At 70.1% G+C, this 24,707-nt stretch carries 24 protein-coding genes, 3 tRNA genes and 1 pseudogene; 14 read left to right on the forward strand and 14 right to left on the reverse strand.

Annotated elements, in window-relative coordinates:
- Positions 1 to 70: 70 nt before the first annotated feature.
- The 4 genes from VEC03_RS14160 to VEC03_RS14175 all read left to right on the forward strand — a co-directional run bounded on the left by VEC03_RS14160 (position 71) and on the right by VEC03_RS14175 (position 5,033).
- The gene (locus VEC03_RS14160; protein WP_324916233.1) at positions 71 to 1,045 is read left to right on the forward strand and encodes a helix-turn-helix transcriptional regulator; all 975 of its coding nucleotides are present in this window, start codon (positions 71 to 73) and stop codon (positions 1,043 to 1,045) included.
- On the forward strand, positions 1,042 to 2,733 hold the full coding sequence (boxC, locus tag VEC03_RS14165; RefSeq protein ID WP_414708500.1) for a 2,3-epoxybenzoyl-CoA dihydrolase: 1,692 nt from the start codon (positions 1,042 to 1,044) through the stop codon (positions 2,731 to 2,733). The genes VEC03_RS14160 and boxC overlap by 4 nt, the downstream gene beginning before the upstream one ends.
- A 64-nt stretch (positions 2,734 to 2,797) precedes the next feature.
- The gene (gene boxB, locus VEC03_RS14170) at positions 2,798 to 4,222 is read left to right on the forward strand and encodes a benzoyl-CoA 2,3-epoxidase subunit BoxB (RefSeq protein ID WP_324916236.1); all 1,425 of its coding nucleotides are present in this window, start codon (positions 2,798 to 2,800) and stop codon (positions 4,220 to 4,222) included.
- Positions 4,223 to 4,466: 244 nt separating this feature from the next.
- A complete protein-coding gene (locus tag VEC03_RS14175) occupies positions 4,467 to 5,033 on the forward strand; it encodes a hypothetical protein (protein WP_324916238.1) in 567 nt (188 codons plus the stop codon).
- 43 nt (positions 5,034 to 5,076) lie between these two features.
- On the opposite strand, the gene VEC03_RS14180 is transcribed toward VEC03_RS14175, so the two are convergent.
- Positions 5,077 to 5,466 (reverse strand): DUF488 domain-containing protein, encoded by a 390-nt coding sequence (locus VEC03_RS14180; protein WP_324916241.1) that lies wholly within the window; start codon positions 5,464 to 5,466, stop codon positions 5,077 to 5,079.
- Positions 5,467 to 5,510: 44 nt separating this feature from the next.
- Between VEC03_RS14180 and VEC03_RS14185 the strand changes: the two genes are divergently transcribed.
- Positions 5,511 to 5,587 (forward strand) — tRNA-Pro (locus VEC03_RS14185).
- Between the two features lie 21 nt (positions 5,588 to 5,608).
- A tRNA-Arg gene (locus VEC03_RS14190) sits at positions 5,609 to 5,685 on the forward strand.
- A 41-nt stretch (positions 5,686 to 5,726) separates the two neighbouring features.
- Here VEC03_RS14190 and VEC03_RS14195 read toward each other — a convergent pair.
- A complete protein-coding gene (locus VEC03_RS14195; protein ID WP_324916244.1) occupies positions 5,727 to 6,035 on the reverse strand; it encodes a GNAT family N-acetyltransferase in 309 nt (102 codons plus the stop codon).
- Positions 6,036 to 6,246: 211 nt separating this feature from the next.
- Here VEC03_RS14195 and VEC03_RS14200 point away from each other — a divergent pair, with 211 nt between their 5' ends.
- From VEC03_RS14200 to VEC03_RS14225, 6 genes are all read left to right on the forward strand, one after another.
- Positions 6,247 to 6,747: a hypothetical protein gene (locus VEC03_RS14200; RefSeq protein WP_324916247.1), complete on the forward strand. Its 501-nt coding sequence runs from the start codon at positions 6,247 to 6,249 to the stop codon at positions 6,745 to 6,747.
- A gap of 142 nt (positions 6,748 to 6,889) precedes the next feature.
- A complete protein-coding gene (locus VEC03_RS14205; protein WP_324916250.1) occupies positions 6,890 to 10,258 on the forward strand; it encodes a PAS domain S-box protein in 3,369 nt (1,122 codons plus the stop codon).
- A 56-nt stretch (positions 10,259 to 10,314) separates the two neighbouring features.
- A complete protein-coding gene (locus VEC03_RS14210) occupies positions 10,315 to 11,067 on the forward strand; it encodes a response regulator transcription factor (RefSeq protein ID WP_324916252.1) in 753 nt (250 codons plus the stop codon).
- The gene (locus tag VEC03_RS14215) at positions 11,064 to 11,714 is read left to right on the forward strand and encodes a phosphoribosyltransferase (RefSeq protein WP_324916255.1); all 651 of its coding nucleotides are present in this window, start codon (positions 11,064 to 11,066) and stop codon (positions 11,712 to 11,714) included. The genes VEC03_RS14210 and VEC03_RS14215 overlap by 4 nt, the downstream gene beginning before the upstream one ends.
- Positions 11,715 to 11,778: 64 nt before the next feature.
- Positions 11,779 to 11,854 (forward strand) — tRNA-Lys (locus VEC03_RS14220).
- Positions 11,855 to 12,193: 339 nt separating this feature from the next.
- Positions 12,194 to 12,604, forward strand: coding sequence for a hypothetical protein (locus tag VEC03_RS14225; protein ID WP_324916256.1), 411 nt, complete (start codon positions 12,194 to 12,196; stop codon positions 12,602 to 12,604).
- A gap of 6 nt (positions 12,605 to 12,610) precedes the next feature.
- Here the strand turns inward: VEC03_RS14225 and VEC03_RS14230 are convergent, their stop codons facing one another.
- Both VEC03_RS14230 and VEC03_RS14235 read right to left on the reverse strand, forming a co-directional pair.
- Complete coding sequence (locus tag VEC03_RS14230) at positions 12,611 to 13,120, reverse strand: hypothetical protein (RefSeq protein WP_324916259.1); 510 nt, start codon at positions 13,118 to 13,120, stop codon at positions 12,611 to 12,613.
- A 15-nt stretch (positions 13,121 to 13,135) separates the two neighbouring features.
- Positions 13,136 to 13,828 carry a glutathione S-transferase C-terminal domain-containing protein gene (locus tag VEC03_RS14235; RefSeq protein WP_324916262.1) on the reverse strand — a complete coding sequence of 231 codons (693 nt, stop codon included), beginning with the start codon at positions 13,826 to 13,828 and terminating at the stop codon, positions 13,136 to 13,138.
- 62 nt (positions 13,829 to 13,890) lie between these two features.
- On the opposite strand from VEC03_RS14235, the gene VEC03_RS14240 reads away from it, so the two are divergent.
- Positions 13,891 to 14,574: a hypothetical protein gene (locus VEC03_RS14240; RefSeq protein ID WP_324916265.1), complete on the forward strand. Its 684-nt coding sequence runs from the start codon at positions 13,891 to 13,893 to the stop codon at positions 14,572 to 14,574.
- Between the two features lie 9 nt (positions 14,575 to 14,583).
- On the opposite strand, the gene VEC03_RS14245 is transcribed toward VEC03_RS14240, so the two are convergent.
- The 9 genes from VEC03_RS14245 to lexA form a co-directional block, all read right to left on the reverse strand.
- On the reverse strand, positions 14,584 to 15,858 hold the full coding sequence (locus VEC03_RS14245) for an acyl-CoA dehydrogenase family protein (RefSeq protein WP_324916268.1): 1,275 nt from the start codon (positions 15,856 to 15,858) through the stop codon (positions 14,584 to 14,586).
- A 28-nt stretch (positions 15,859 to 15,886) separates the two neighbouring features.
- A complete protein-coding gene (locus VEC03_RS14250; protein WP_324916271.1) occupies positions 15,887 to 16,990 on the reverse strand; it encodes a phosphotransferase in 1,104 nt (367 codons plus the stop codon).
- On the reverse strand, positions 16,990 to 17,709 hold the full coding sequence (locus tag VEC03_RS14255; protein ID WP_324916274.1) for a Crp/Fnr family transcriptional regulator: 720 nt from the start codon (positions 17,707 to 17,709) through the stop codon (positions 16,990 to 16,992). Before VEC03_RS14255 ends, VEC03_RS14250 begins: the two co-directional genes overlap by 1 nt.
- An 88-nt stretch (positions 17,710 to 17,797) precedes the next feature.
- The gene (locus VEC03_RS14260) at positions 17,798 to 18,577 is read right to left on the reverse strand and encodes an oxepin-CoA hydrolase, alternative type (RefSeq protein WP_324916277.1); all 780 of its coding nucleotides are present in this window, start codon (positions 18,575 to 18,577) and stop codon (positions 17,798 to 17,800) included.
- 3 nt (positions 18,578 to 18,580) lie between these two features.
- Entirely contained in the window at positions 18,581 to 20,104 is a 1,524-nt protein-coding gene (locus VEC03_RS14265; RefSeq protein ID WP_324916280.1) for a 3-hydroxyacyl-CoA dehydrogenase, read from the reverse strand.
- Positions 20,105 to 20,113: 9 nt separating this feature from the next.
- Entirely contained in the window at positions 20,114 to 21,304 is a 1,191-nt protein-coding gene (locus VEC03_RS14270) for an MFS transporter (RefSeq protein WP_324916282.1), read from the reverse strand.
- A gap of 13 nt (positions 21,305 to 21,317) precedes the next feature.
- Positions 21,318 to 22,325 carry a D-2-hydroxyacid dehydrogenase family protein gene (locus VEC03_RS14275; RefSeq protein WP_324916285.1) on the reverse strand — a complete coding sequence of 336 codons (1,008 nt, stop codon included), beginning with the start codon at positions 22,323 to 22,325 and terminating at the stop codon, positions 21,318 to 21,320.
- 99 nt (positions 22,326 to 22,424) lie between these two features.
- Positions 22,425 to 22,808, reverse strand: coding sequence for a hypothetical protein (locus VEC03_RS14280; protein ID WP_324916288.1), 384 nt, complete (start codon positions 22,806 to 22,808; stop codon positions 22,425 to 22,427).
- A gap of 74 nt (positions 22,809 to 22,882) precedes the next feature.
- Positions 22,883 to 23,557, reverse strand: a complete 675-nt coding sequence (gene lexA, locus VEC03_RS14285) for a transcriptional repressor LexA (RefSeq protein ID WP_324916291.1) — start codon at positions 23,555 to 23,557, stop codon at positions 22,883 to 22,885.
- Positions 23,558 to 23,634: 77 nt separating this feature from the next.
- On the opposite strand from lexA, the gene VEC03_RS14290 reads away from it, so the two are divergent.
- Complete coding sequence (locus VEC03_RS14290; protein WP_324916294.1) at positions 23,635 to 24,561, forward strand: asparaginase; 927 nt, start codon at positions 23,635 to 23,637, stop codon at positions 24,559 to 24,561.
- Positions 24,562 to 24,564: 3 nt separating this feature from the next.
- Here the strand turns inward: VEC03_RS14290 and VEC03_RS14295 are convergent.
- Positions 24,565 to 24,707, reverse strand: a pseudogene (locus tag VEC03_RS14295) (adenylate kinase); the annotation flags it as partial.

Raw genomic sequence — 24,707 nt, forward strand, 5'->3', positions numbered from 1 at the left:
GCAAACTGCTTGACAGGTCGCTGGTCGGAAGTATACTGCAATCTTGATTTAGATCAACCACAACGCGCCCATGCCCATCCTTTCCGCTTCCGACACCCAGGCCACCATGGCCGAGCTCGGTGGGCGCGTGCGTGCCTGGCGGGCCCGTCGCGGCATGACCCGCAAGCAGCTGGCCCACGACTCGGGCCTGTCCGAGCGGTTCCTGGCCGACGTGGAGACCGGCAAGGGCAACGTGTCCATCCATTCGCTGCAGGCGGTCGCCCGCGCCCTGCACATCACGGTGCTCGAGCTGTTCCAGGATGCGCCGCGCCCCGCGCTCGGCCGCCTGCACGACCTGCTGGAGCGCCTCGACGAGCACCAGCTCGACCAGGCCCATGCGCTGCTGGCCAGCACCTTCGGGCTCGACGACGAGCACGGCCGCGAGCAGCGCATCGCCCTGATCGGGCTGCGAGGCGCCGGCAAGTCCACGCTCGGGGCACAGCTCGCGGCCGAGCGGGGCGTTCCCTTCGTCGAACTCGATCGCGAGATCGAGCGCGAGGCCGGGATCGGCATGAACGAGATCCTGCTGCTGCACGGCCAGGCGGGCTTCCGCCGCTACGAGCGCCGCGCCCTGTTCCGCATCGCCGAGGAGCATCCGGACGGCGTGGTCATGACCACCGGCGGCAGCATCGTCAGCGAGCGCGAGACCTTCGACCTGCTGCAGAGCCGCTTCTACTGCGTCTGGCTCAAAGCCAGCCCGGAAGAACACATGAGCCGCGTGGTGGCGCAGGGCGACATGCGCCCCTTCGACAGCACCCGCGGCGCCACCAACGAAGCCCTGGACGACCTGCGGCGCATCCTGGCCAGCCGCGAGACGCTGTACGCGCGTGCCGATGCGGTGGTGGACACCGCCGCCCGCAGCGTCAAGCAGTCGTTCAAGGACCTGGAGCGGGCCGTACCTGCGGTGGCCGCCCGCCCCGACGCCGAATCCACCGCTCGCGGCGCCGCACCGGCCGACGCGCGACCCACGGCCCCCACCCGCATTCCCAAGGAGACCGCGCAATGAACGCCATGACCGAGCCCCTGCTGTTCAAGCAGGGCGACCGCGAACTGGTCAGCTTCGCCACCCACCCGGCGAAGTACCAGCACTGGAGCCTGTCCGTCGAGGGCGACGTCGCGCGCCTGAAGCTGGACATCAACGAGGACGGCGGCATCAAGCCGGGCTACAAGCTCAAGCTCAACAGCTACGACCTGGGCGTGGACATCGAACTGCACGATGCCCTCAACCGCATCCGCTTCGAGCATCCGGGCGTCAAGGTCGTGGTGTTCGAGTCGGGCAAGGACAAGATCTGGTGCTCGGGCGCCAACATCTACATGCTGGGCCTGTCCACCCACGCCTGGAAGGTGAACTTCTGCAAGTTCACCAACGAGACCCGCAACGGCCTGGAGGACTCCTCGCAGCACGACGGCCTGAAGTCGGTGGCGGCGGTCACCGGCGCCTGCGCTGGCGGCGGCTACGAGCTGGCGCTGGCCTGCGACCGCATCGTGATGGTGGACGATCGCTCCTCCACGGTCAGCCTGCCGGAAGTGCCGCTGCTGGGCGTGCTGCCCGGCACCGGCGGCCTGACGCGCGTGACCGACAAGCGCAAGGTGCGTCGCGACCTGGCCGACATCTTCTGCACCACCAGCGAGGGCGTCCGCGCCGACCGGGCCAAGGACTGGAAGCTGATCGACGCCCATGCCAAGCCGCAGCAGTTCCCGCAACTGGTGGCGGCCGAGGTCGAGGGGCTGCGCAAGCAGTCGACCCGCCAAGGCCCCGAGCAGGGCATCGAGCTCACGCCGCTGCCGGTGCGCATCGACGAGCAGGGCTACCACTACGAGACGCTGGACGTGCAGGTCGACCGCGCGGCGCGCATCGCGACCTTCACGGTGAACGCGCCGGCCGCCGCCGTCGAGTCCGCACCCGAGGCCATCGTGGCCGCCGGCGCCCAGTGGTGGCCGCTCCAGTTCGCCCGCGAGCTGGACGACGCCATCCTGCAGCTGCGCACCAACGAGCTGGAAGTCGGCACCTGGGTGATCAAGACCCGCGGCGACGCCCAGCGCGTGCTGCAGGCCGATGCGGTGCTGCAGCAGCACAAGGGCCACTGGCTGGTGCGCGAGACGCTGGGCCTGTTGCGCCGCACGCTGGCCCGCCTGGACGTCACCAGCCGCTCGCTGATCGCGCTGGTCGACCAGGGCTCCTGCTTCGCCGGCACCTTCTACGAGCTGGCGCTGGCCTGCGACCGCATCTACATGCTGGATCTGCCGGATGCCCCGGACGTGGCGCCCGCGCTGCACCTGTCGGCCGCCAACTTCGGCTGGTACCCGGAGGTCAACGGCCTGACCCGCCTGCAGACCCGCTTCAACGAGGACGCCGGCACCATCGAACAGCTGCAGGCGCTGCAGGGCAGTGCGCTGCGCGCCGACCAGGCGCTGGGGCTGGGCCTGGTGACGCTGACCCCCGACGACATCGACTGGGACGACGAGATCCGGCTGATGCTGGAAGAGCGCGCCTCCCTGTCGCCCGACGCCCTGACCGGCATGGAAGCCTCGCTGCGCTTCCCCGGCAAGGAAACCATGGAGACGCGCGTGTTCGGCCGGCTGTCCGCCTGGCAGAACTGGATCTTCATCCGGCCCAACGCCGTCGGCGAGGACGGCGCGCTGAAGCTGTTCGGCACCGGGCGCAAGGCGAAATTCGACTGGAAGCGCATCTGACGAAGCACTGGATCCCCGCCTTCGCGGGGACGACGAATCCCGAGAGACAAGGACAGGACACACCATGAGCACCATCGACCTGCAGGCCAAGATCCCCAACAACATCAGCCTCGGCGACAACCGCCAGCTGCAGCGCGCCCTCGAGCACTGGCAGCCCGCCTTCCTGCGCTGGTGGGACGAGATGGGCCCGAGCGACTTCAAGGCCAGCGACGTCTACCTGCGCACCGCCGTCGGCGTCGACGCGCAAGGCTGGGCCCAGTACGGCTACACCCCCATGCCCGACTACCGCTGGGGCATCTTCCTGGCCGACAAGCAGGAGGGCCGCAAGATCGGCTTCGGCGACTTCATGGGCCAGGACGCCTGGCAGGACGTGCCCGGCGAGTTCCGCTCCACGTTCCGCCGCCTGATCGTCACGCAAGGTGACACCGAGCCGGCGTCGGTGGAACAGCAGCGCCTGCTGGGCCACACCGCGCCCTCGCTCTATGACCTGCGCAACCTGTTCCAGGTGAACGTGGAGGAAGGCCGCCACCTGTGGGCCATGGTCTACCTGCTGCACGCCTACTTCGGCCGCGACGGCCGCGAGGAAGCCGAGGAACTGCTGGAGCGCCACTCGGGCGACCCGGACAAGCCGCGCATCCTGGGCACCTTCAACGAGCCGATGGACAACTGGCTGTCCTTCTTCATGTTCACCTACTTCACGGATCGCGACGGCAAGTTCCAGCTCAAGTCGCTGGCCGAGAGCGCGTTCGATCCGCTGTCGCGCACCTGCCAGTTCATGCTGACGGAGGAAGCGCATCACATGTTCGTGGGCGAGACCGGCGTCGGCCGGACCATCAAGCGCACGCTGGAGGTGATGAAGGAGCTGGACACCGACGACTGGCGGAAGGTCCGCAACGCCGGCGCCATCGACCTGCCGACCATCCAGAAGTTCATGAACTTCTGGTTCACCAGCTCGCTGGACCTGTTCGGTTCGGAGGCCTCGTCCAACGCGGCCAACTACTTCAGCAACGGCATCAAGGGCCGCCCCGACGAGGCCAAGTTCGCCGACCACGTCGAGGCCGACACCAGCATGACCATCCAGGTGCCGGACGGCAAGGGCGGCGTGAAGGACGAGACCATCTCGGTGCGCAACGGCATCAACGAGATCACCCGGCTCGAGTACGCCAAGGACTGCAACGTCGGCGTGACGCGCTGGAACATGCTGGTCAAGAAGGCCGGCGTGCCCTTCGAGTTCAAGCTTCCCTCCACGCGCTTCCGCCGCAACGTGGGCGCCTGGGCGGGCATGCACACCGACCCGCAGGGCAACCCGGTCACCGCCGCCGAATTCGAGGCGCGCAAGGCCGAGTGGATTCCGACCGAGGAGGACATCCGCTTCGTCAAGAGCCTGATGCAGCGCGTCACCGAGCCGGGCAAGATGGCTGCGTGGATCGCACCGCCGGACCGTGGCATCAATGCCCAGCCGGTGGAGTACGAGTACGTGAAGCTGTGAGCTGAAAGCTCCGCCTCGCAATAGAAAGCGCCGCTTGCCGGCGCTTTTTCATGGGCGATCGCCTCTGGGCGAGGGCGTGGTGCGATGCCGCTTCCGGAGGCCATCCTCCTCCTACCGCCTGTCGGAGCCCTCGCACCCGGATGCGTTCACGCGTCCGACCACTGCAGCGCAGCCATGCGGGCATCCTGCCGTCATGCCCTGGCGCCTGCGTCGCGCCGGGGTCTCGCTTCAAGGAGATCCACGCATGAGCAAACTTCTGGGCATCCTGCTCGCCTCCACACTGGCCGGCGGCGCCGCGTACGCGCAGACGGCTTCCTCCAATTCGACGCTCGACACCCAGTCCGGCGCAGCGGCCACGAGCAGCGGCAAGCTGTCGTCGCAGAACTCGGTGACCGGGCAGGGTGCCACCACCGAGGGCACGCTGGGAGCGAGCGGTGGCGCCATCATTCGCCCGGGCGATCCGGCGCCGGCCACCAACAGCATGGGCGCGAGCGGCAGCAGCAGCGGTTCCACCAGCGGCAGCGACGCGAGCTCCGGCTCCAGCTCCAGCGCCACCAACAGCAACACCAACAACATCTACCTGGGCGGGACCAGCGGCACCTACGACCGTGCCCATGACCGCACGCACGACCGCACCGGCGACCGGATGCACGACCGCAAGCACGATCGCAAGGACAGTACCGCGTCGCACGACTCGCGCCACCGCGGAACGTCCGCCATGGGCAACCGGGGCGACTGCCCGCCGGGGCTGGCCAAGAAGGATAACGGCTGCCTGCCGCCGGGACAGGCCAAGAAACTGGACGAGAAGTAAAGCCGGGGAGGGCGGTGCTCCGGGGGCGCCGTCCGCCGAGTTCTCAATCGACGATCTGCGCGCCCCGCTGCTCCAGCAGGGCGCGCAGCAGCGAGCGGTGGCAGCGTGCCTCGTTCTCGCAGTAGCAGCCCATGGAGAAATTGCTGGTGTGCGACAGCGTGGCCAGCAGGTCCAGCGAGCGGCTGGCATCGGGCTGCGCCATCTCGGCCTTGAACTTGCGCGTGAACTCCGCCCAGGACTTGTCGTCCTTCGCGTGCAGCGCGATCTGCATCACCGGCGGGCTGGGCGACAGGTTGGGGTACCACACGTCGTACCAGTCGTCGGCGGCGAAGCGCTCCTTGGGCACGCCCCTCGGCGGCCTGCGCACCGTGCCGATGCGCGGCCCCTCGCCGGGTTTGCGGGGTGTCCCCAGTCTCACGATCCGGATCGCCATTGCTTCCCTCCTGGCGGCAGTCGCCTCGTTAGAATGCCCAGGTTCGGAGCGTAGCGCAGCCTGGTAGCGCATCTGGTTTGGGACCAGAGGGTCGGGGGTTCGAATCCCTTCGCTCCGACCACTTCTTCTCTCACGCACTCACCTGCCCGTAGCTCAACTGGATAGAGCAGCTGCCTTCTAAGCAGCAGGTCGGGGGTTCGAGTCCCTCCGGGCAGGCCACACTCCACAGCGTCGTACCGGACACGCACCGGGACGCCTCCTCACTTCAGGAACGCACGCCGGCTGCGTTCGGCCACCAGGTCCAGGTACTCCGGGTGCTTGCGGATGTAGGCCGCCACGAAAGGACAGGCGGGAATGGCCTGCAGGCCTCGCCGGCGGACTTCGTCCAGGGCGAATGCGATCAGACGACTTCCCAGTCCCTTGCCTTCGTGGGCGGGCAGCACCTCGGTGTGCGTGAAGAGCAGCGCGCCCTTCAACTCGTTGTATTCCGAGAAGGCCGCGACCTCGCCGCCCTGGCGCAGTTCGAAACGATGGCGGGTGGGGTTGTCGGCGAGCTCGATGTCGTCCATGGCGAGGGGTCCTTGCCATGCCATGGTAGTCCCGGGGGGGCTGCGGCCGAGCCGCACGCACGAATACCCGCGCGATACAAAACGGTGGCCGGCGGAAATCGGGCGAATACCGGTGCCTTCCACACTGCTTCCCATGCCACGGGGCAATGCGGAACAAGAGAGCGAAGGCCGCCTTGCCACCTCCATGATCTGCTTCGCTCAGGAGATCGTCATGAACCGCCGTTTCGCCGCCGCCCACGCCTCCCGCAGCTCCGCCTTCGCCGCCGCCATCCTGATGTCGGCCATGGCGGGCAGCGCAATCGCCGAGAGCCCCTCCCTCGACTCCACGCCCTACGCCGGCGCCCGCACCCGCGCCGAGGTGAAGGCCGAGGTGATGGCGCACCGGAGCGAGCTGTCCGCTGCCGGGTCCGAGTACCGCCTGCAGAGCCAGGCGCAACCGTTCGCCGGGACGCGCAGCCGCGCCGAGGTGCAGGCCGAGACGCTGAGCCAGCCGGCCGCGCTGAGCTCCGCCGCCAACGAATGGACCCTGCAGGCCAACGCGCCGCAGGAGCGGATGAGCACCATCACCCGCGCGCAAGCCACCGCCGCGTACATCGCGTCGCGCGACCAGGTCCGCGCCATGAACTCGGAGGACAGCGGCTCGTCCTACTTCGCGCAGATGCCGCGGCAGACCGGCACCACGCTGTTCGCGAGCAACCAGGACCAGCGCTGAACCCGAGCGCATCGTGCCGGACCACCAGTGCCCCGCCTGCCCCCCGGCAGCGCGGGGGCTGTCTGCAACCGGCTTGTATCGGCCGTGTATTCGCCGGGCAATTCCACGCACGGCGGCACGCCGGGCCTCCTAGACTGGCAGCATGAGCAGGCACGCCGCATCGCACCCGCCGGTGTCCAGGCGCCTCGGCGCCGACCCGGTACAGGGACTGAGGCGTGTCGCGCTGGCCGTGGCGCACCCCGGCAGCTCGGACCACTTCGCCGAGCTCGTGCGCGAACTGGCCGCCAGCCTGCCCGCCGCCATGGTGCTGGTGGCCGTCTACACCGACGCCACGCGAGCCACCCTGCGCACGCTGGCTGTCCGCATCGACTGCTGCGCGGCCGAGAACTTCGACTTCCCCACTGACGCATTGCCGGCCGCCGCCACCCGCAGCCAGGGCCAGGCGTACGTCGCCCGTGGCCTGTTGCCCCGCCTGCCGGACGGCTCGGTGTTCGCAGCCAGGAAGCTGGATTCGCTGGCCGCCGTGCCGCTGTTCGACAGCGATGGCGAGCCGCTCGGCCTGCTGGCGGCATTGGACCGCCGGCCCCTGGCCGGCGGCGATGAAGGCCACGTACAGGCGATGCTCGGGATCGCGGCGGCCACGCTGGGACCGGACATCGAGCGCCGACGCACCGACGAGGCGCTGCGGGCGGTGGCGTTGGCCGTGTCGGCTTCGCCGAGCGGGATGGTGTTCGACGAGCTGGTGCGGTTGCTGGCCACGCTGCTGCAGGTCGAGGTCGCCTTCATCGCCCGCTACGACCCGGCCCAACCCGGCATGCTGCGCATGCTGGCCATGTACTTCGACGGCGAGGTCAGCCAGGGCATCAGCTACCCGGTGGCCGGCACGCCCTGCGAGACCGTGCTGGGCCAGCGCTACCGCGCCTACCCGACGGGCGTCCAGGCCCGATTCCCGAGCGACGCCGACGCCCTCACGAACTGCCTGGACAGCTACGCCGGCCATCCGCTGGCGGCGCTGGACGGCTCGCCGCTGGGCATCGTGTCGGTGGCCTCGCGCCGGCCCCTGCGGCAGGTCGAGCGGGTGCAGGCCACGCTCAAGATCCTGGCCGTGCGCGTGGCGGCGGAGGTGGAGCGGCTGAGCGCGGCCGAGGCGCAGAAGCAGGTGCTGGAAGACCTGCGCCAGCGCGAGGAGCAGTACCGGGCCGTGTTCGAAGGCTCGCTCGACGGCCTGTTCGTGTGGGACGAGCAGCTCCGCATCGCGGACGTCAATCCGGCCGGGGTCGCGCTGTACGGGGTGCGACGCGAGGACGTGATCGGCCGGACCTACCCGCGCAGCATGCCGGCGGACTACGTGCGGGCGCGGCTGGACCAGGTCCGCGGCGCGCTGGCCGGCCGCACCACCCACGTCGAAACCACCGTGCTGCGGCCCGACGGCAGCACCTTCGAGGCCGACCTGCGGGTGATGCCCTTCGTGCAGCGCGGCCGGCCGCACGCGCTGACCGTGGTGCGCGACATCACCGAGCGGCGCCGCGCCGACCGCGCGCTGCGCGACAGCGAGGAGCAGTACCGCGCGATCTTCAATGCCTCCATCGACGCCATGGTGCTGCGTGCCGCCGACTTCAGCATCGTGGACGTCAACGCCACCTACGAGGCGATGACCGGCTACACCCGGGCCGAGGTGCTGGGCCTGGACCGGGTGCTGGCCAATCCGCCGGAGGTGAGTGCCACGATCCGTGCACAGCACGAGAAGGCCCTGGGCGGCGCCATGATCCGGCTGGAGACGCAGCTGCTGCACCGTGACGGCCACCGCTACGAGCTGGAACTGCGCGGCGTGCCGATCCAGCATCGCGGCAGGCCGCACGTGCTGTACATCGGGCGCGACATCACCCAGGCCAGGCGGTCCGAGCAGGCCCTGCGCGACAGCGAGGAGCAGTACCGGGCCATCTTCAACGCATCGGCCGACGCGCTGGTCCTCCGGGATGCCGCCTACCGTGCCGTCGAGGTAAATCCCGCCTACACGGCCGCCAGCGGCTACACGCGCGAGGAGGTGATGGCGGCCGATCGCGTGCTGACGCAGGCCGATGCGGAAGTGCGCAGGCGGCACCGGATCGAGCACGACCTGGCGCTCGCGTCCGGCCGCGAGATGCGCTTCGAGGTCGTCGGCACCCGCAAGGACGGCTCCACCTGGCAGGCCGAGGTGCGCGGCACGCCGATGACCTATCGCGGCCAGCCGCACGTGCTCTACGCGGTGCGCGACATCACCGAGCGCCGGGCGGCCGAGCAGCGCCGCGCGGAGCTGGAGCGGCAGCTGCGCCAGTCGCAGAAGATGGAGGCGATCGGCCACCTCACCGGGGGGCTGGCGCACGACTTCAACAACATCCTGACCAGTGTGCTGGGCTACGTGGCCATGGCGCAGGAGCGTCCCGTGGTTGCGCAGGACTCGGTGCTCGCACGCCAGCTCGAGCAGGCGCGGCTGGCGGCCGAGCGCGCCCGTGACCACGTGGCGCAGTTGCTGGCGTTCTCGCGGCCACGCCGCGGCGAGCGGCGGCTGCTGGCGCCCGACCAGGTGGCCGAACAGGCCCTGCAACTGCTGCGGCCCAACCTGCCCACGTCCATCCGCGTGTCGTTCGAGGTGCAGGGTGGCGATCCGGCGGCCTTGCCCCCGGTGGTCGCCGACCCGGTGCAGTTCGAGCAGGTGCTGCTGAACCTGTGCCTGAATGCGCGCGACGCGATCGGCGAGCACGGCAGCTTGCGGCTGCGCATCGGGCACTCGCCTGCGACAGGGCATTGCAGCTCGTGCAGCGGCACGGTGGCCGGTGGTGGTGGCTGGGTCTGGTTCGAGGTGATCGACGACGGCCGCGGGATGGCGCCGGACGTGCTCGACCGCATGTTCGAACCCTTCTTCACGACCAAGGAGGTCGGCCGCGGCACGGGCATGGGGCTGGCCATGGTGCACGGCATCGTGCACGACCATGGCGGCCACGTGCAGGTGGAGTCCGCACCCGGTTGCGGTTCGACCTTCCGGGTGCTGTTGCCGGCGGCCCGGCAGGCCGTCCACGAGGCCACTGCAGTGCCGGCGCCCGTCGCGCTCGTGCCGGCACCGCCCCTGCAGGGTCGCGTGCTGCTTGTCGAGGACGAGCCCACGGTCGGCGGCTACATGCACGAGCTGATGAGCAGCTGGGGCCTGGAGGTGGTGCTGGAGCAGGATCCCGTGCCGGCTGCGCAACGGCTCGCCTCGCACGAAGAGGCCTTCGCCCTGCTGATGACCGACCAGACCATGCCCGGCATGACCGGGCTGGCCCTCGCGCGCCATGCCCGGCAGCACCGCCCGGGACTTCCGGTGCTGCTGTACACCGGGAACGCCGGCGCCATCAGCCCGGAGGAGCTGGCCGACTGCGGCGTGGCAGGCCTGCTGCGCAAGCCCATCGACGCGGCGGCCCTGCGGCCCTTGCTGCGCGACCTGCTCGGCGGCGTCGCGACCGGCCCGTCCGTGGAGGGTGTAAAGCCGGTGTAACGGCGCCTCCTGTCGGCTTCGTGGCCGGCGGGGTGCTGCGTCAGAATTTGCGCGCCATGGACGCACGCACCCGTCTGCTCGTGGTCGACGACGATCCGTCGATCCGCGAGATGCTGCGCGAGTACCTCCAGGGCCACGGGTTCGAGGTGGCCGAGGCGGACAGCGGCCGGCAGATGCGCGAAGTGCTGGAACGCGAGCTGCCCGACGCCGTGCTGCTGGACATCCGCATGCCCGGCGAGGACGGGCTGGTACTGGCGCGCTACCTGCGGGAACACTACGACCTGGGCCTGATCATGGTCACCGCGTCCGGCGACGTGGTGGACCGCGTCGTCGGGCTGGAGATCGGCGCCGACGACTACGTCGCCAAGCCCTTCGACATGCGCGAGCTGCTGGCGCGGCTCAAGAGCGTGCTGCGCCGGCTGAAGGGGCGGCCGGCGGCGCCCGGCGTGGCTCCCATCGCCACCCGGCCGCCGCGGCGACAGCGCTTCGGCCGCTGCGAGATCGACCTGGACTCGCACCGCATGTTCGAGGTGGGCGGCAACGAGGTGACCATCACCCCGATGGAGTACGACCTGCTCACGACCTTCCTGGCCAATCCCAACCGGGTGCTCTCGCGCGACCAGCTGCTGCTGCAGACGCGCAACCGCGAGTGGGGACCGTTCGACCGCTCCATCGACATCCGCATCGGCCGCCTGCGCCGCAAGGTGGAGCCCGAGCCGGGCGGCGAGCCGCGCTGCATCCGGACGGTGCGCAATGCCGGCTACATGTTCGTGCCGGGCGATCCCTCCGGCGAATCGGGCTCGCAATGACGGTGCGGCTTCCCTTCCACGACCGGTCCGAGGCCGGCCAGGTGCTGGCCGCCGGGCTGGCGCACTGGCGCGGCGCGCCGGGCCTGCTGGTCCTGGGCCTGCCCCGGGGCGGGGTGCCGGTCGCCGCGGAAGTGGCCCGCGCGCTGGATGCGCCGCTGGACGTCTTCGTCGTGCGCAAGCTGGGTTTCCCGGGCCAGCCGGAATTGGCCATGGGCGCCATCGCGTCCGGCGGCGTGCAGGTGCTGACGCCGCTGCCGGGCCTGTCGGCCAGTCCGGCCGAGGTGGAGCGGGCGGTCGCCACCGAGCAGGTCGAACTCGCGCGGCGCGAGCGCCAGTACCGCGGGAACCGGCCACCGATGGAATTGCGTGACCGGTCGGTGATCGTCGTCGACGATGGCCTGGCCACCGGCGCCAGCATGCAGGCTGCCGTGCGCGCCATCCGCAGCGCCGCACCGTCGCGCCTGTGCGCCGCCGTGCCGGTCGGCTCCAGCGAGGGCTGCGACGCCTTGCGCGAACTGGTCGACGAACTGGTCTGCCCGGCCATCCCCATTCCGTTCCGGGCCGTCAGCCTCTGGTATCGCGACTTCCCGCAGACCAGCGACAAGGAGGTGCGCGAGCTGCTGGCCCACGGCAGCCCTCCCGCGTGAAAGAAAGAGCCAGGGCTGGCTCATCCATGGGCCTGGCTCTGGCTATAATCGCGGGCTTTTCCGTGGGACGTTAGCTCAGTTGGTAGAGCAGCGGACTTTTAATCCGTTGGTCGCAGGTTCGAATCCTGCACGTCCTACCAGTCACGCAGGTCTGCAGCCATGAAGATGGCTGCAGACCTTTTTTTGCTTTGGCCTTCGCGATGGGTCGAAACCAGCGCTCGTGCTCCGCTGCCCAGCGCCCATCGTGTGCGCCACCACGCGTGCGAAAACTGCCACAAGGCACCGTGCAAAGGTAACAGAGCTCATCCATTCGCAGCGGCTCGCCCTGCCGTGGCGCGGCGGCATGCAGCCTCGGCGGGGTTTTCCAGCCTCGTGAAATCAACGCGACGGTGCCGTTGCAGGACGAGGCTGGGCTGTTACGCGGCGCCACAAAGCTGCTGGGGCGCATGGGTAGGATTCCCATTCACCCCAGCCGCACCATGCATCCCGCCCGCCGCGCCGCCGCCAACGAGTCCCAGGGTCCTGCCATCATGAGCCGGCAGGACGTCATCCGCGAAGTCCTGGCCATGCTGAGGGAACACGGGATGGACGTCGTGTTCGTCGGGCATTACACCGAAGGTTCGCGCCGGTTCCGCGTGGTCGAGGCCCTGCACCATGGTCGGGCCGCGGCCATCGCCACCGGGGTTGCGGCCGAGGCCGGCCGGCTGCTCGAGGCGCCCGTGCTGCGACGCGACGGCAGCGTGCACGGCATGCTCTGCTGCACCAGCGCCGACGAGGCCACGGCCGAGCGCGACCTGCGCTGGCTGCGCCACGGGGCCCGCCTGGCGGCGCGCCTGCTGGACCAGGAGCAGGTGTTGCGCGAACTGTCGGCGCAGCTGCTCAACCACTGACCCGCGTCAGCGCAGGAGCTTGGGCTCGGGCGCGGGCAACGCCAGCCGCGCCTCGCGGACCACCCGCACGCAATCCTTGATGTGTTCCTCGCCCAGGTAGCGCAGGGCGGCGTAACCCATGAGCGCGGCCACGGCCTGCCCGGCCAACGGAACGTACTTCGCCGCCTGCTTGCTGGTCATGCGGATGCCCACCGTGCGACCCAGCCGGATCACCACGTCGCGCGTGACCATGCGGCCGATCACGACCGAGCCGACAGTGGACACGGCCTTCTGCACCCGATCGCGCTGGTGGTGGGGCAGGCGGGCGAGCTGGTCCGGGGTCAGGCCGAAGGCCGAATTGATCTCGGGCAGCAGGCGCGTGAGCAGGGCGGCGTCAGTCACCCAGTCGAGGCCCGGAACGGGCACCGCGCTGGCGGCGGCGCCCATCAAGGCCCGTCGCGAAAGCAACTTGCGGCAGGCCCGCACCCGCTCCTCGAGGGCCGGGTTGCCCGCAGCGAGCTGGAGTGCGGACGGCATGGCGGCAAGGCGGGTTCAGCGCCGCTGGTACTGGGTGCCCCCGAACAGGACTTCGCGTGCGCGATCGTCGGTGATCGGCTTGCGGCGTTCGGCCAGCACCGCCACCCCCCGCTGCACCGCCGGCCGGTGCTCGATCGCATGGAACCAGAGTTCCAGGTGTGGGTAGTCCGACAGCGAGATGCCCTGGTTCTTCCAGTTGCGCAGCCAGGGCCAGGTGGCGATGTCGGCGATGGAGTACTCGTCGCCACCCAGCCAGCGGCTTTTCGCCAGCCGGCGCTCGACTACGCCGTACAGGCGCCGGGCCTCGTTGGTGTAGCGGTCGATGGCGTAGGCGATCTTCTCGGGCGCGTACTGCCGGAAGTGGTGGTTCTGGCCGAGCATCGGGCCCACGCTGCCCATCTGGAACATCAGCCACTGCAGCACTTCGTACTTGCCACGCTCGCTGCGCGGCAGGAAGCGGCCGGTCTTGCCCGCGAGATAGACCAGGATCGCGCCCGACTCGAACAGCGAGATGGGCTTGCCGTCCGGGCCGTCGGGGTCGGTGATCGCCGGGATCTTGTTGTTCGGGCTGATGGCCAGGAAGTCGGGCCGGAACTGGTCGCCCGCACCGATGTCGATCGCGGTCGCCCGCCAGGGCAGCCCGCACTCCTCGAGCATGATGTGGACCTTGTGGCCGTTGGGCGTCGGCCAGGTGAAGACTTCGATCATGGGTGCGGTGTCCTGCTGGGATTGCTTCGATAATCGGCGACTGTAGGTCAATCGCGCGCGCCATGTTCGATCGCATCCGCAAGGCATTCGCCGGCAGGCAGGCTTCCGAATCCGGGCAGCCGCAGGCCGCCGTGTCGCCGCTGGCGGAGCCGGCGGCCCAGTGGGCCACGGCGCAGGGGTTTTCCGTCGCCACGTCCTCGGGCGCCACGCCCCTGGCCTTCGAGGGCGAGCTGGCCGGCAAGGACTGGCGCGTGGAGCTGGGGCGCCCCAGCCGCAAGTACATCCAGGGCGAGGAGCTGCGCGGCCGGGCCGAACTGGACATCGACCCCGACGTGCTGGTCGTGGTGATGAACCGGTCGCTGAAGGAGTCGCTGGAGAAGCAGGCCTACGCGCTCTACACCGATTCGCTGCAGACCAGCGTGGACCCCAACCTGCCCGAGGAGATGCGCCTGCTGGCCATGCACGAGGAGGTGGGCTGGGACAGCATGCCGCGCGTGTTCTGGGCCCGCTACGCCATCGTGGGCGACGAGCGCAACCATGCCCAGGCCTGGATGGATGGGGAGTTGTCGCGCCTGCTGATGGACTGGCCCGAGCCCGCGCCGTCGGCACAGGTACCGGTCATGCTGATGCTGCTGCGCGGCAAGGCCTACCTGCGCATGCAGCAGGACGCAGGCGCGTTGCCGGTCCTGCAGCACGCCACCCGGGTGTTCGCCCGCGCCTGCGAGAACGCCCTGCGGGCGTTCTGACCCGGTCGTTCAGGCCCCGCGCGTCACCGCGGGCGTGGCGTCCTTGCCGTAGCTGCCGTACTTGCCCAGTTCCCACTTGGCGATCGCATTGCGGTGCACCTCGTCCGGGCCGTCGGCGAAGCGCAGGGTGCGCGCCCCCGCGTACGCCGCGGCGAGCGGGAAGTCGTCGCTGACGCCGCCGCCGCCGTGCGCCTGGATTGCCCAGTCGATCACCTGGCAGGCCATGCTGGGCGCCACCACCTTGATCATCGCGATCTCGGTCTTGGCGACCTTGTTGCCGGCCACGTCCATCATCCAGGCGGCCTTGAGCGTTAGCAGGCGCGCCATGTCGATCTTGCAGCGCGCTTCGGCGATGCGCTCCTGCGTCACCGTCTGCTGCGCGATCGTCTTGCCGAAGGCGGTCCGGCTGAGCGAGCGGCGGCACATCAGTTCCAGCGCGCGCTCGGCCAGGCCGACCAGGCGCATGCAGTGGTGGATGCGGCCCGGGCCCAGGCGGCCCTGGGCGATCTCGAAGCCGCGGCCCTCGCCCAGCAGGATGTTGGAAGCGGGCACGCGCACGTTCTCGAAGAACACCTCGGCGTGGCCGTGCGGCGCGTCGTCGTAGCCGAACACGCTGAGCGGCCGCACGATGCGGATGCCTGCCGTGTCGGCCGGCACCAGGATCATGCTCTGCTGCGAGTGCCTGGGCGCATCCGGGTCGGTCTTGCCCATGGTGATGAAGACCTTGCAGCGCGGGTCGTTCGCGCCGGACGTCCACCACTTGTGGCCGTTGATCACGTACTCGTCGCCCTGGCGCTCGATTCGGGTGCAGATGTTGGTGGCGTCGGAGGAGGCGACCTCCGGCTCGGTCATGGCGAAGGCCGAGCGGATCTTGCCTTCCAGCAGGGGCTTGAGCCAGCGCGCCTTGTTCTCCTCGGAGCCGTAGCGGGCGATGGTCTCCATGTTGCCGGTGTCGGGCGCGGAGCAGTTGAACACCTCGCTGGCCCAGGGCACGCGTCCCATGATCTCGGCCAGTGGCGCGTACTCCTGGTTGGTCAGGCCGGCGCCGTGGTAGCCGGAGGCCTCGGCCGTGTCCTGCGGCAGGAACAGGTTCCACAGGCCGGCCGCCTGCGCCTTGGGCTTGAGGCCCTCGATCGTCTTCAGCGGGGTCCAGCGCTTGCCGGCGGCGGTGTTGGCCTGCAGCTCGTCGTGACAGGCGCGCTCGTTGGGGTAGATGTGTTCGTCCATGAACTTCAGGAGCCGGGCCTGCAGTTCGCGTGTCTTGGGGGAGTACTCGAAGTCCATGGAGTGCCTTTCGCGGAAGGGGTGGGTGTCAGGCGCGCTGGGCGAATTGCCAGGCCAGCTCGGCCATCGGCCGGGCGCTCTTGCCGGAGGCGACGGCCTGCGCGCTCGATGCGGTGCCGGCCTCGACCCGCTTGGCGATGCCTTGCAGGATGGCGGCGATGCGGAACATGTTGTAGGCCATGTAGAAGTTCCAGTCGGCCTTGAGATCGGCCACGGTGGACAGGCCGGTGCGCTCGCAATAGCGGCGCATGTAGTCGTCCTCGGCCGGGATGCCCAGCGCCGCCAGGTCCAGCCCGCCGATGCCGCGGAACGCCCCGTGCGGGATGTGCCAGGACATGCAGTGGTAGCTGAAGTCCGCCAGCGGATGGCCGAGGGTGGACAGCTCCCAGTCGAGCACGGCGATCACGCGCGGCTCGTCCGGGTGGAACATCAGGTTGTCCAGGCGGAAGTCGCCATGGACGATGGAAACCTTGCCTTCATCGCGCGCGGCCGCGGGGATGTGCGCCGGCAGCCACTCGACCAGCCTTTCCATCTCGGGGATGGGCTGGCTCATGGGGCCTGCGCCGTCGGCCGAAGCCTTGTACTGCTTGCTCCAGCGGCCGATCTGGCGCTCGAAATAGTTGCCGGGCTTGCCGTAGCCGGCCAGTCCGCGCGCGGCGAAGTCGACCGTGTGCAGCGCCGCGATCACGCGGTTCATCTCGTCGTAGATGGCGCCGCGCTCCGCGGGCGCCATGCCGGGCAGCGCCTGGTCCCACAGCACCCGGCCCTGCATGAACTCCATGATGTAGAAGGCGCGCCCGATCACGGACTCGTCCTCGCACAGGCAGTGCATATGCGGCACCGGCACGTCGGTGCCGGCCAGCCCGGTCATGACGGCGAACTCGCGTTCGATGGCATGGGCCGAGGGCAGCAGCTTGGCCACTGGCCCCGGCTTGGCGCGCATCACGTAGCTGCGCGCCGGCGTGACCAGCTTGTAGGTGGGATTGGACTGGCCGCCCTTGAACAGCTCCACCGACAACGGCCCCTCGAAGCCGGGCAGGTTGGCCTGCAGCCAGCGGGTGAGGGCGTCGATGTCGAACGCGTGCTGCCCGGAGATGGGGCGGGTGCCGATGAAATGGTCGAATTCGCTCATCACTTATCGGTCTCGACGATCCGCATCAGGGCTTCGCGGTTGCGCACGACCAGGCCGCCCGGTTCGATGCGGATCGCTTCCTCGCGTTCCATGGCCTTGAGTTCCTGGTTGACCCGCTGGCGCGACGCGCCCAGCAACTGGGCGAGCTCTTCCTGCGCCAGGTGCAGTCCGATGCGCATCTCGCTGCCGTCCGCCAGCTGCGGCACGCCGTAGCTGCGCACCAGGTGCATCAGCTGCTTGGCCAGTCGCGCGCGCAGCGGCAGGGTGTTGAGGTCCTCCACCAGGCCGAAGAGCTGACGGATGCGGCGCGCATGCAGCCGCAGCATCGCCTCGTACAGCTCGACATGCGATGCCAGGATCTTGCGCAGGTCGGCCTTGGCGACGCACACGATGGTGGTGTCGCCATGCGCATAGGCATCGTGCGTGCGCCGGTCGCCGTCGAAGATCGCCACGTCGCCGAACCAGATGCCCGGCTCCACGTAGGTCAGCGTGATCTGCTTGCCCGAGATCGAGGTGGAGCTCACCCGCACCGCGCCCTTGGCACAGGCGATCCACTCCTCCGGCGGATCGCCGCGTGCGGCGATCAGCTCGCCGTCCCGGTAGCGTCTGACGTAGGTGCATCGGAGGATGTCGTGGCGGAGTGAAGGGGAGAGCGAGGAGAACCAGCGGCCAGCGTTGATGGCCTCGCGTTCCTCGATGGTAAGAATGGGCTCGTCCATGGTCTGTCTTGTCAGTGACTGGCAGCGCGGCCATTGTCGCGCGCGGGACCGCGAGGCCCCATGCGGGGATGCCTGCTTGCGCAGAGGCTCAGCCGTAGCGCGGCTTTTCCCGTGCGAGGAAGGCCGCGATGCCGATGCCGCCGTTGGGGTGGTGCAGGTTGCGCACGAAGTGGTCGCGCTCGGCGGCCAGCTGCTCGTGCAGGCTGGCGCCTTGCGCTTCGTTGAGCAGCTCCTTGATGCTGGCGAGCGCATTGGGCGCCTTGGCGTTGAGCCGCCCGGCCAGTTCCAGCGCTTCGGCGAGCGCGCCGCCCTGCGCAACGACCCGGTTGACGATGCCCAATGCGTGCAGCCGCTCGGCGCCTATGCGCTCGCCGCCCAGCAACAGCTCGCTGGCGAGCTGGCGCGGCAGCGCGCGGGCCAGCGACCAGCTCGCGCCGCCATCGGGCGACAGCGCGACGTTGCTGTAGGCCATCACGAACACCGCATCGGCGGCCGCCACGATGAAGTCGCAGGCCAGTGCCAGCGAGAAGCCGGCGCCCGCGGCCGGACCCTCGACCGCCGCGATCACCGGCTTGGGGAAGCTGCGGATGGTCTCGATCCAGTCGTGCAGCCCTTCGACGCTGCGCGCCTGCACCTCGGGCGGCTGTTGCCGGTTCGCCTGTAGCCGCTGCAGGTTGCCCCCGGCGCAGAAGGTGCCGCCCTCGCCGGTGATCACCACGCTGCGCACGTCGGGGTGCGTCTCGGCGACGTTCAGCGCCTCCACCCCGGCGGCATAGATCTCCGGGCCGAGCGCGTTGCGCTGCTCCGGGTTGCGGATGGTCAGCACCATGGTGGCGCCTTCGCTGGTGCTGCGCAGTTCGGCCGCCACGGATCAGGACTCCTCTTGCAGCAGCGAAAGGCCGATCGCGCCGCGCCGCCGCAGCCAGGGGCTGGGGCGGTAACGCGGATCGCCGTACACCGTCTGCATGTTGAACAGCACTTCCAGGATGTTGGCCGGCCCCCAGCGGTCGCCCATGGCGAGCGGGCCCATGGGGTAGCCCAGGCCCAGCGTGACGGCGGTCTCCAGGTCCTTGGGCGTGCAGACGCGCTGCTGGCAGATGTCGGACGCGATGTTGACGATGGTGGCCAGCACGCGCTGGGTGACGAAACCGCCGGAATCGCGGATCACGCTGACCGGCTTGCCGTCGCGTGCGAACAGGGCGTGCGCGGCGTCGCGCATGTCGGCGCGCGTGGCCGGGTTGGTGGCCAGCACGCGGCGCCGGGTGGCGGCGTCGTCCACCAGCATGTCGATGCCGACCGTGCGGGCCGGGTCCAGCCGCTCGACCACCGCGACAGTGGTCACGTCGAAGCCTAGCGGCGCGACCAGGGTCAGGGCGTTCAGCGAGGGCGACTGCCCGGTCTCGATCTTCGCGCCCAGGTCCTTGAGCAGCTGGAACAACTCCTGCCGGCGTGCCGCGCGGGTGGAGACCCAGACCGGGGGCATCTCGTCGACCTGCGGCACGGGCGGCTCGGCGGCCACCTGCGCCTTGCCGTCCACGTAGCGGTAGAAGCCCTCGCCGGACTTGCGCCCGAGCAGGCCGCCGGCCAGCCGCTGCGCGGTGATCACGCTGGGGCGGTAGCGCGGCTCGTCGTAGTACTGGCGGTAGATCGACTCCATCACCGGGTGCGAGACGTCCAGCGCGGTCAGGTCCAGCAGCTCGAACGGGCCGAGCTTGAAGCCGGCCTGGTCGCGCAGGATGCGGTCGATGGTGGCGACGTCGGCAACGCCTTCGGACGCGATGCGCAGGGCCTCGGTGCCGTAGCCGCGGCCGGCGTGGTTGACGATGAAGCCGGGTGTGTCCTGCGCCTGAACCGGCGTGTGGCCCATCTGGCGCGCGTAGGTCGCGAGCTGCTCGCACGCGGACGGCTCGGTGCGCAGCCCCGCGATCACCTCCACCACCTTCATCAGCGGAACCGGGTTGAAGAAGTGGTAGCCGGCCAGGCGCCTCGGGCGCTGCAGGCCGGCGGCGATCGCCGTCACCGACAGCGAGGACGTGTTGGTGGCCAGCACCGCCTCGGGACCCACGATGGATTCGAGGCGCGCGAACAGCTCCTTCTTCACGTCCAGCCGCTCGACCACCGCCTCGACCACCAGCTGGCAGTCGGCGAGCTCGGCGATGTCGGCCGCCGGCAGCAGGCGGCCCTTGCAGGCTTCGACTGCTGCCGCATCCATGCGGCCTTTCTCCAGCAGGCGGTCCCACTGGGCGCCGATCTCGCGCACGGCCTTGTCGACCGCGCCGGCCTGCGCGTCGAACAGGCGAACCTGGCTGCCGGCCTGTGCAGCGATCTGGGCGATGCCGCGGCCCATGGCGCCGGCGCCCACCACGGCCATCGTCGTGAAAAGGGGAGATTGCATGGGGGCGGATTATCCGCGTGCAACCCGGCTCGCCAGCATGCTCAAAGTCATGGCTGCCAGCAGCGCCGCCAACCCCGCCCAGTGCAGCAGGCCGAAGCCGCTGTGCACCATCAGCCAGCCGCCGCCCGCGGCGCCGATCGCCTGCCCTGCGTACATGGCCGAGGAGTTGAGCGCGATCGAGGCCGCCGCCAGTTCCGGCGCCATGCCGACCAGTCGCGCCTGCTGGGCCGAGTTGGAAGAGAAGCAGCCCAGGGCCCACGGCACCAGCACCAGCGCGGCGGCCACCACGCTGGTGCCCAGCGGCCAGGCCGCCAGGCTCACGGCCATCAGCCCGACCCCGAGCAGCACCGCGCGATCGGCGCCGATCCGGTCGATGTGGCGCGACATCAGCACGTTGCCGATGAAGCCGAACAGCCCGAACCACATGAACAGCAGGCTCAGCGCCGTCGGCCCGGTGCCCAGCGTCTGGCGGAAGTAGGGCGCGAAGTAGGAGAACAGCACGAACTGGCCGGCGGCGTAGAGCACCGTCACCGCGATGCACAGCATCAGCGGGCGCGAGCCCAGCGTGCGGCCCCACGCCCGGCCGGACAGCGCCGGTGGACGTACGCCGTCGGGCATGGCGCGCCACACCCAGGCGGCGCTGGCCAGGGCCAGCATGGCTACCGCGCCGAAGGCCGCGCGCCAGCCGAGCACGCCGCCGATCCAGGCGCCCATCGGCATGCCCAGCACGGAGGCCACCGACCAGCCGAGGAACACGAAGGTGATGGCCCGGCCGCGCTCGTGGGCCGGCACCAGCAGGCCCACGCAGGCGGCGGCCTGCGGCGTGAAGATGGCGGGGGAGACGAGCGTCAGCGCTCGCAGCGGCAGCAGGGCGGCAAAGCCCGGCGCCGCGGCGCAGGCCAGGTGCAGCAGCGCGTACCAGACCATCACCAGGGCCAGCAGCCGCCGGCGGTCCCAACCCGCGACCACTGCCGCCAGCAGGGGCGCGCCCAGGCACATCACCACGCCGCCCACCGTGATCAGCTGGCCGGCGGTGGCCACGGACACCTGCAGGGACTCGCTGATCTCGTTCAGCGTGCCGGCCACCACCATCACGCCGGCGCCGATCACGAAGTTGCCGAACAGCAGCGACCAGAGCACCGGCGGCAAGCCGGCGCGGCTTCGCACGTCGGGAGCGCCGATGGCGCCCGGTGCGCTCATGCGGCGGCTCCGTTCAGCGGCGCACCAGCAGGGCGTCCGGGTTGACGACGTTGGTCGGTTCGCCCCGGATGAAATTGACCACGTTGTCGAACGCCGAGCCGAACAGCAGCTCGTAGTTCTCCTGCTCCACGTAGCCGATGTGCGGCGTGCAGATGCAGTTCTCCAGCCGCAGCAGCGCATGGCCCTGCAGGATGGGTTCGCTCTCGAACACGTCCACCGCCGCCAGGCCCGGCCGGCCGCGGTTGAGGGCGGCGATCAGTGCATCGGGCTCGATCAGCTCGGCGCGGGAGGTGTTGACGAACAGCGAGGTGGGCTTCATGCGCGAGAAATCCTCCAGCCGCACGATGCCTTCGGTCTCCGGGTTCAGCCGCAGGTGCAGGCTGAGGACGTCGCTGTAGGTGAACAGCTGTTCGCGGCTCTCCGCGGCGATGTGGCCGTCGGCCTCGGCGCGCGAGCGCGAGCCCTCGCGGCCCCACACCACGACCTGCATGCCGAAGGCGCGGCCGTAGCCGGCCACCAGCTGGCCGATCTTGCCGTAGCCCCAGATGCCCAGGGTCTTGCCGCGCAGCACCGAGCCCAGGCCGAAGTTGGTCGGCATGGAGGCGGACTTCATGCCCGACTGCTGCCAGGCACCGTGCTTGAGGGTGGAGACGTACTGCGGCACGCGGCGCATCGCGGCCATGATCAGCGCCCAGGTCAGCTCGGCCGGAGCGACAGGGGAGCTGACGCCCTCGGTGACCGCCACGCCGCGTTCGGTGCAGGCCGCGATGTCGATGTGCGGGCCGGCGCGGCCGGTTTGGGAGATCAGCTTCAGCCGCGGGAGCTTCTCGAGCAGCTGGCGCGAGATGTGGGTGCGCTCGCGGATCAGCACGATCACGTCGGCATCGCGCAGGCGCACCGACAACTGGCCGATGCCCTTGACGGTGTTGGTATAGACCTTGGCGGGGTAGGCCTCGAGCTTGGCCGCGCAGTGCAGCTTGCGAACGGCATCCTGGTAATCGTCGAGGATCACGATGTTCATGCCGGGATTGTCACATCGGAACCGCTGCACGGTCTGGACCAGGCGGTTACCGATGCCGGAAGGGCGGCGCCCGCTCGCGTGGCGGCGCCAAGCCAGCGGTCAGGCCGCGGCCATGGCCTCGAGTGCGACCAGCCGGTCGAGTTCGGCGCAGACGTCGGCCATGCGGCCCGAGATCACCATGCGGCCGGCCGTGCTGGGACCCTGCGTGGCATCGACCACGCGCAGCACGCGCAGCGGCCGCTGCCTGGCCGGCGAACGGCCGTGCTGGGGCCAGGAGACGTGCGCTCGGCAGGCGCCCGTGTGCAGGCCGCCCGCGAGGGAGCGCGGGTGCGTACCGGCCGCGGAGGACGGGTGCGCAGCCGGCGCCGCGCGGCGCGTGAACCAATGGCGTGCCACGCGGAAGGCGCCGGCGAAGGTACAGATGGTGAGTCCCATGTCGATGTCCTTGAACTTCAGGTTCGAAACACAGGCGAGATTGGTCACGAGATGCCGGGAGGCGCAGGGTGATGGCGCCTTGCGCGCCATACGCCCGCCACCTGCTGCCGCCCGGCGGCCGCTCACATGAGCATGGTGTTGCGGATCAGGCCGACGGCCAGCCCCTCGATCTCGAACGGCTCGCCGGGGTTGACCACGATGGTGGGGTAGTCGGGGTTCTCGGCCTGCAGCTCGATCACCTGCTTGTTGCGGCGGAAGCGCTTGACGGTGACCTCGTCGCCGAGGCGGGCCACCACGATCTGGCCGTTCTTGGCTTCCTTGGTGGCCATGACGGCGAGCAGGTCGCCGTCCATGATGCCGGCGTCGCGCATGGACATGCCGCGCACCTTGAGCAGGTAGTCGGGGCGGCGCTGGAACAGCGTGCTCTCGACGTAGTAGGTCTGGTCGATGTGCTCCTGCGCCAGGATGGGCGAGCCGGCCGCCACCCGGCCCACCAGCGGCAGCGGGATCTGGGCCATGCCCTGCAGCGACAGCGCGAACTGCTTGACGCGCGATTCGTTGATGGAGCGCAGCGTCTCGTCGCGCAGGCGGATGCCGCGCGAGGTGCCGCTGACCAGCTCGATCACCCCCTTGCGGGCCAGGGCCTGCAGGTGCTCCTCGGCGGCATTGGGCGACTTGAAGCCCAGCTCGGCGGCGATCTCCGCGCGGGTGGGCGGCGCCCCCGTGCGGGCGACCGCGGACTGGATCAGGTCCAGAATCTGTTGCTGGCGCGCGGTGAGCTTGGGCGACTCGGTCATGCGGGGCTCCTCTTGGGGCAGGTCCTGTCTGCCCATCCAGTACCTGTATTTTTAACCAGTTTCGTGAAAGAGTGCAAGTGAGTGCAGATCGCATCGTGGTGCTGGGCACCGGCGGCACCATCGCGGGCCGTGGCCAACCGGGAACCGACCTGGGCTACGTGGCCGGCCAGATCGGGGTCGAGGACCTGCTGTCCGGCGTGCCGGAATTGGCCGGGGTGCCGGTCGCCTGCGAGCAGGTCGCGCAGATCGACAGCAAGGACATGCGCTTCGATGTCTGGCAGTCGCTGGCCGCGCGCTGCGCCCACTGGCTCGCCCAGCCCGACGTCACCGGCATCGTCGTCACCCACGGCACCGACACGCTGGAGGAAACCGCCTGGTTCCTGCAGCGCGTGCTGGCGCCGGCCAAGCCGGTGGTGATCACCTGCGCGATGCGGCCGGCAACGGCGCTCGTCCCGGACGGACCGCAGAACCTGGTCGATGCGTTCACGGCTGCCCGGCACCCCGGCGCCCGCGGCGTGCTGGCCGTCTGCGCCGGCGTGGTGCACGGCGCGGCCGAGGTTCGCAAGGTGCACACCTACCGGCTGGATGCCTTCGGTTCAGGCGATGCGGGGCCGATCGGCTACGTCGAAGCGGGCCGGGTGCGACAACTGCGCGAGTGGCCGCGCAGCGTGGCCGATCCGGCACTGTCGGACGCGGTGGCGCGGGCCCGCGAGTGGCCCTGGGTGGAGATCGTGACCAACCACGCCGGGGCCGGCGCGCGCACCGTCGACGCGCTGGTGGCGGCCGGCGTACACGGGCTCGTCGTGGCCGGCACCGGCAACGGCAGCCTCAATGCCGCCATGGAGCAGGCGCTGCTGCGCGCCATGGGGCAGGGCCTGCGAGTCGTGCGCTCGACGCGCTGCCTGGATGGCGAAGTGATCGTGCAGGCCGGTGACGCCCTCCCGGCGCACCCGCTGGCCCCGGTGAAAGCGCGGGTCGACCTGTTGCTGGAATTGCTCGCCTGAGGGTCAGCTTTCCAGCGCGGCGAGCGCGCGGGCGGTGATCTCTTCCACCGTGCCGATCCCGCTGATCGCCCGGTAGCGCGGCGCGTTGGCCGGGTCGTCCTTGGCCCAGTTGGCGTAGTAGTCGACCAGCGGCCGCGTCTGCGAGG

The sequence above is a fragment of the Ramlibacter sp. genome (genome assembly GCF_035627355.1).
GTDB lineage: Bacteria > Pseudomonadota > Gammaproteobacteria > Burkholderiales > Burkholderiaceae_C > Ramlibacter.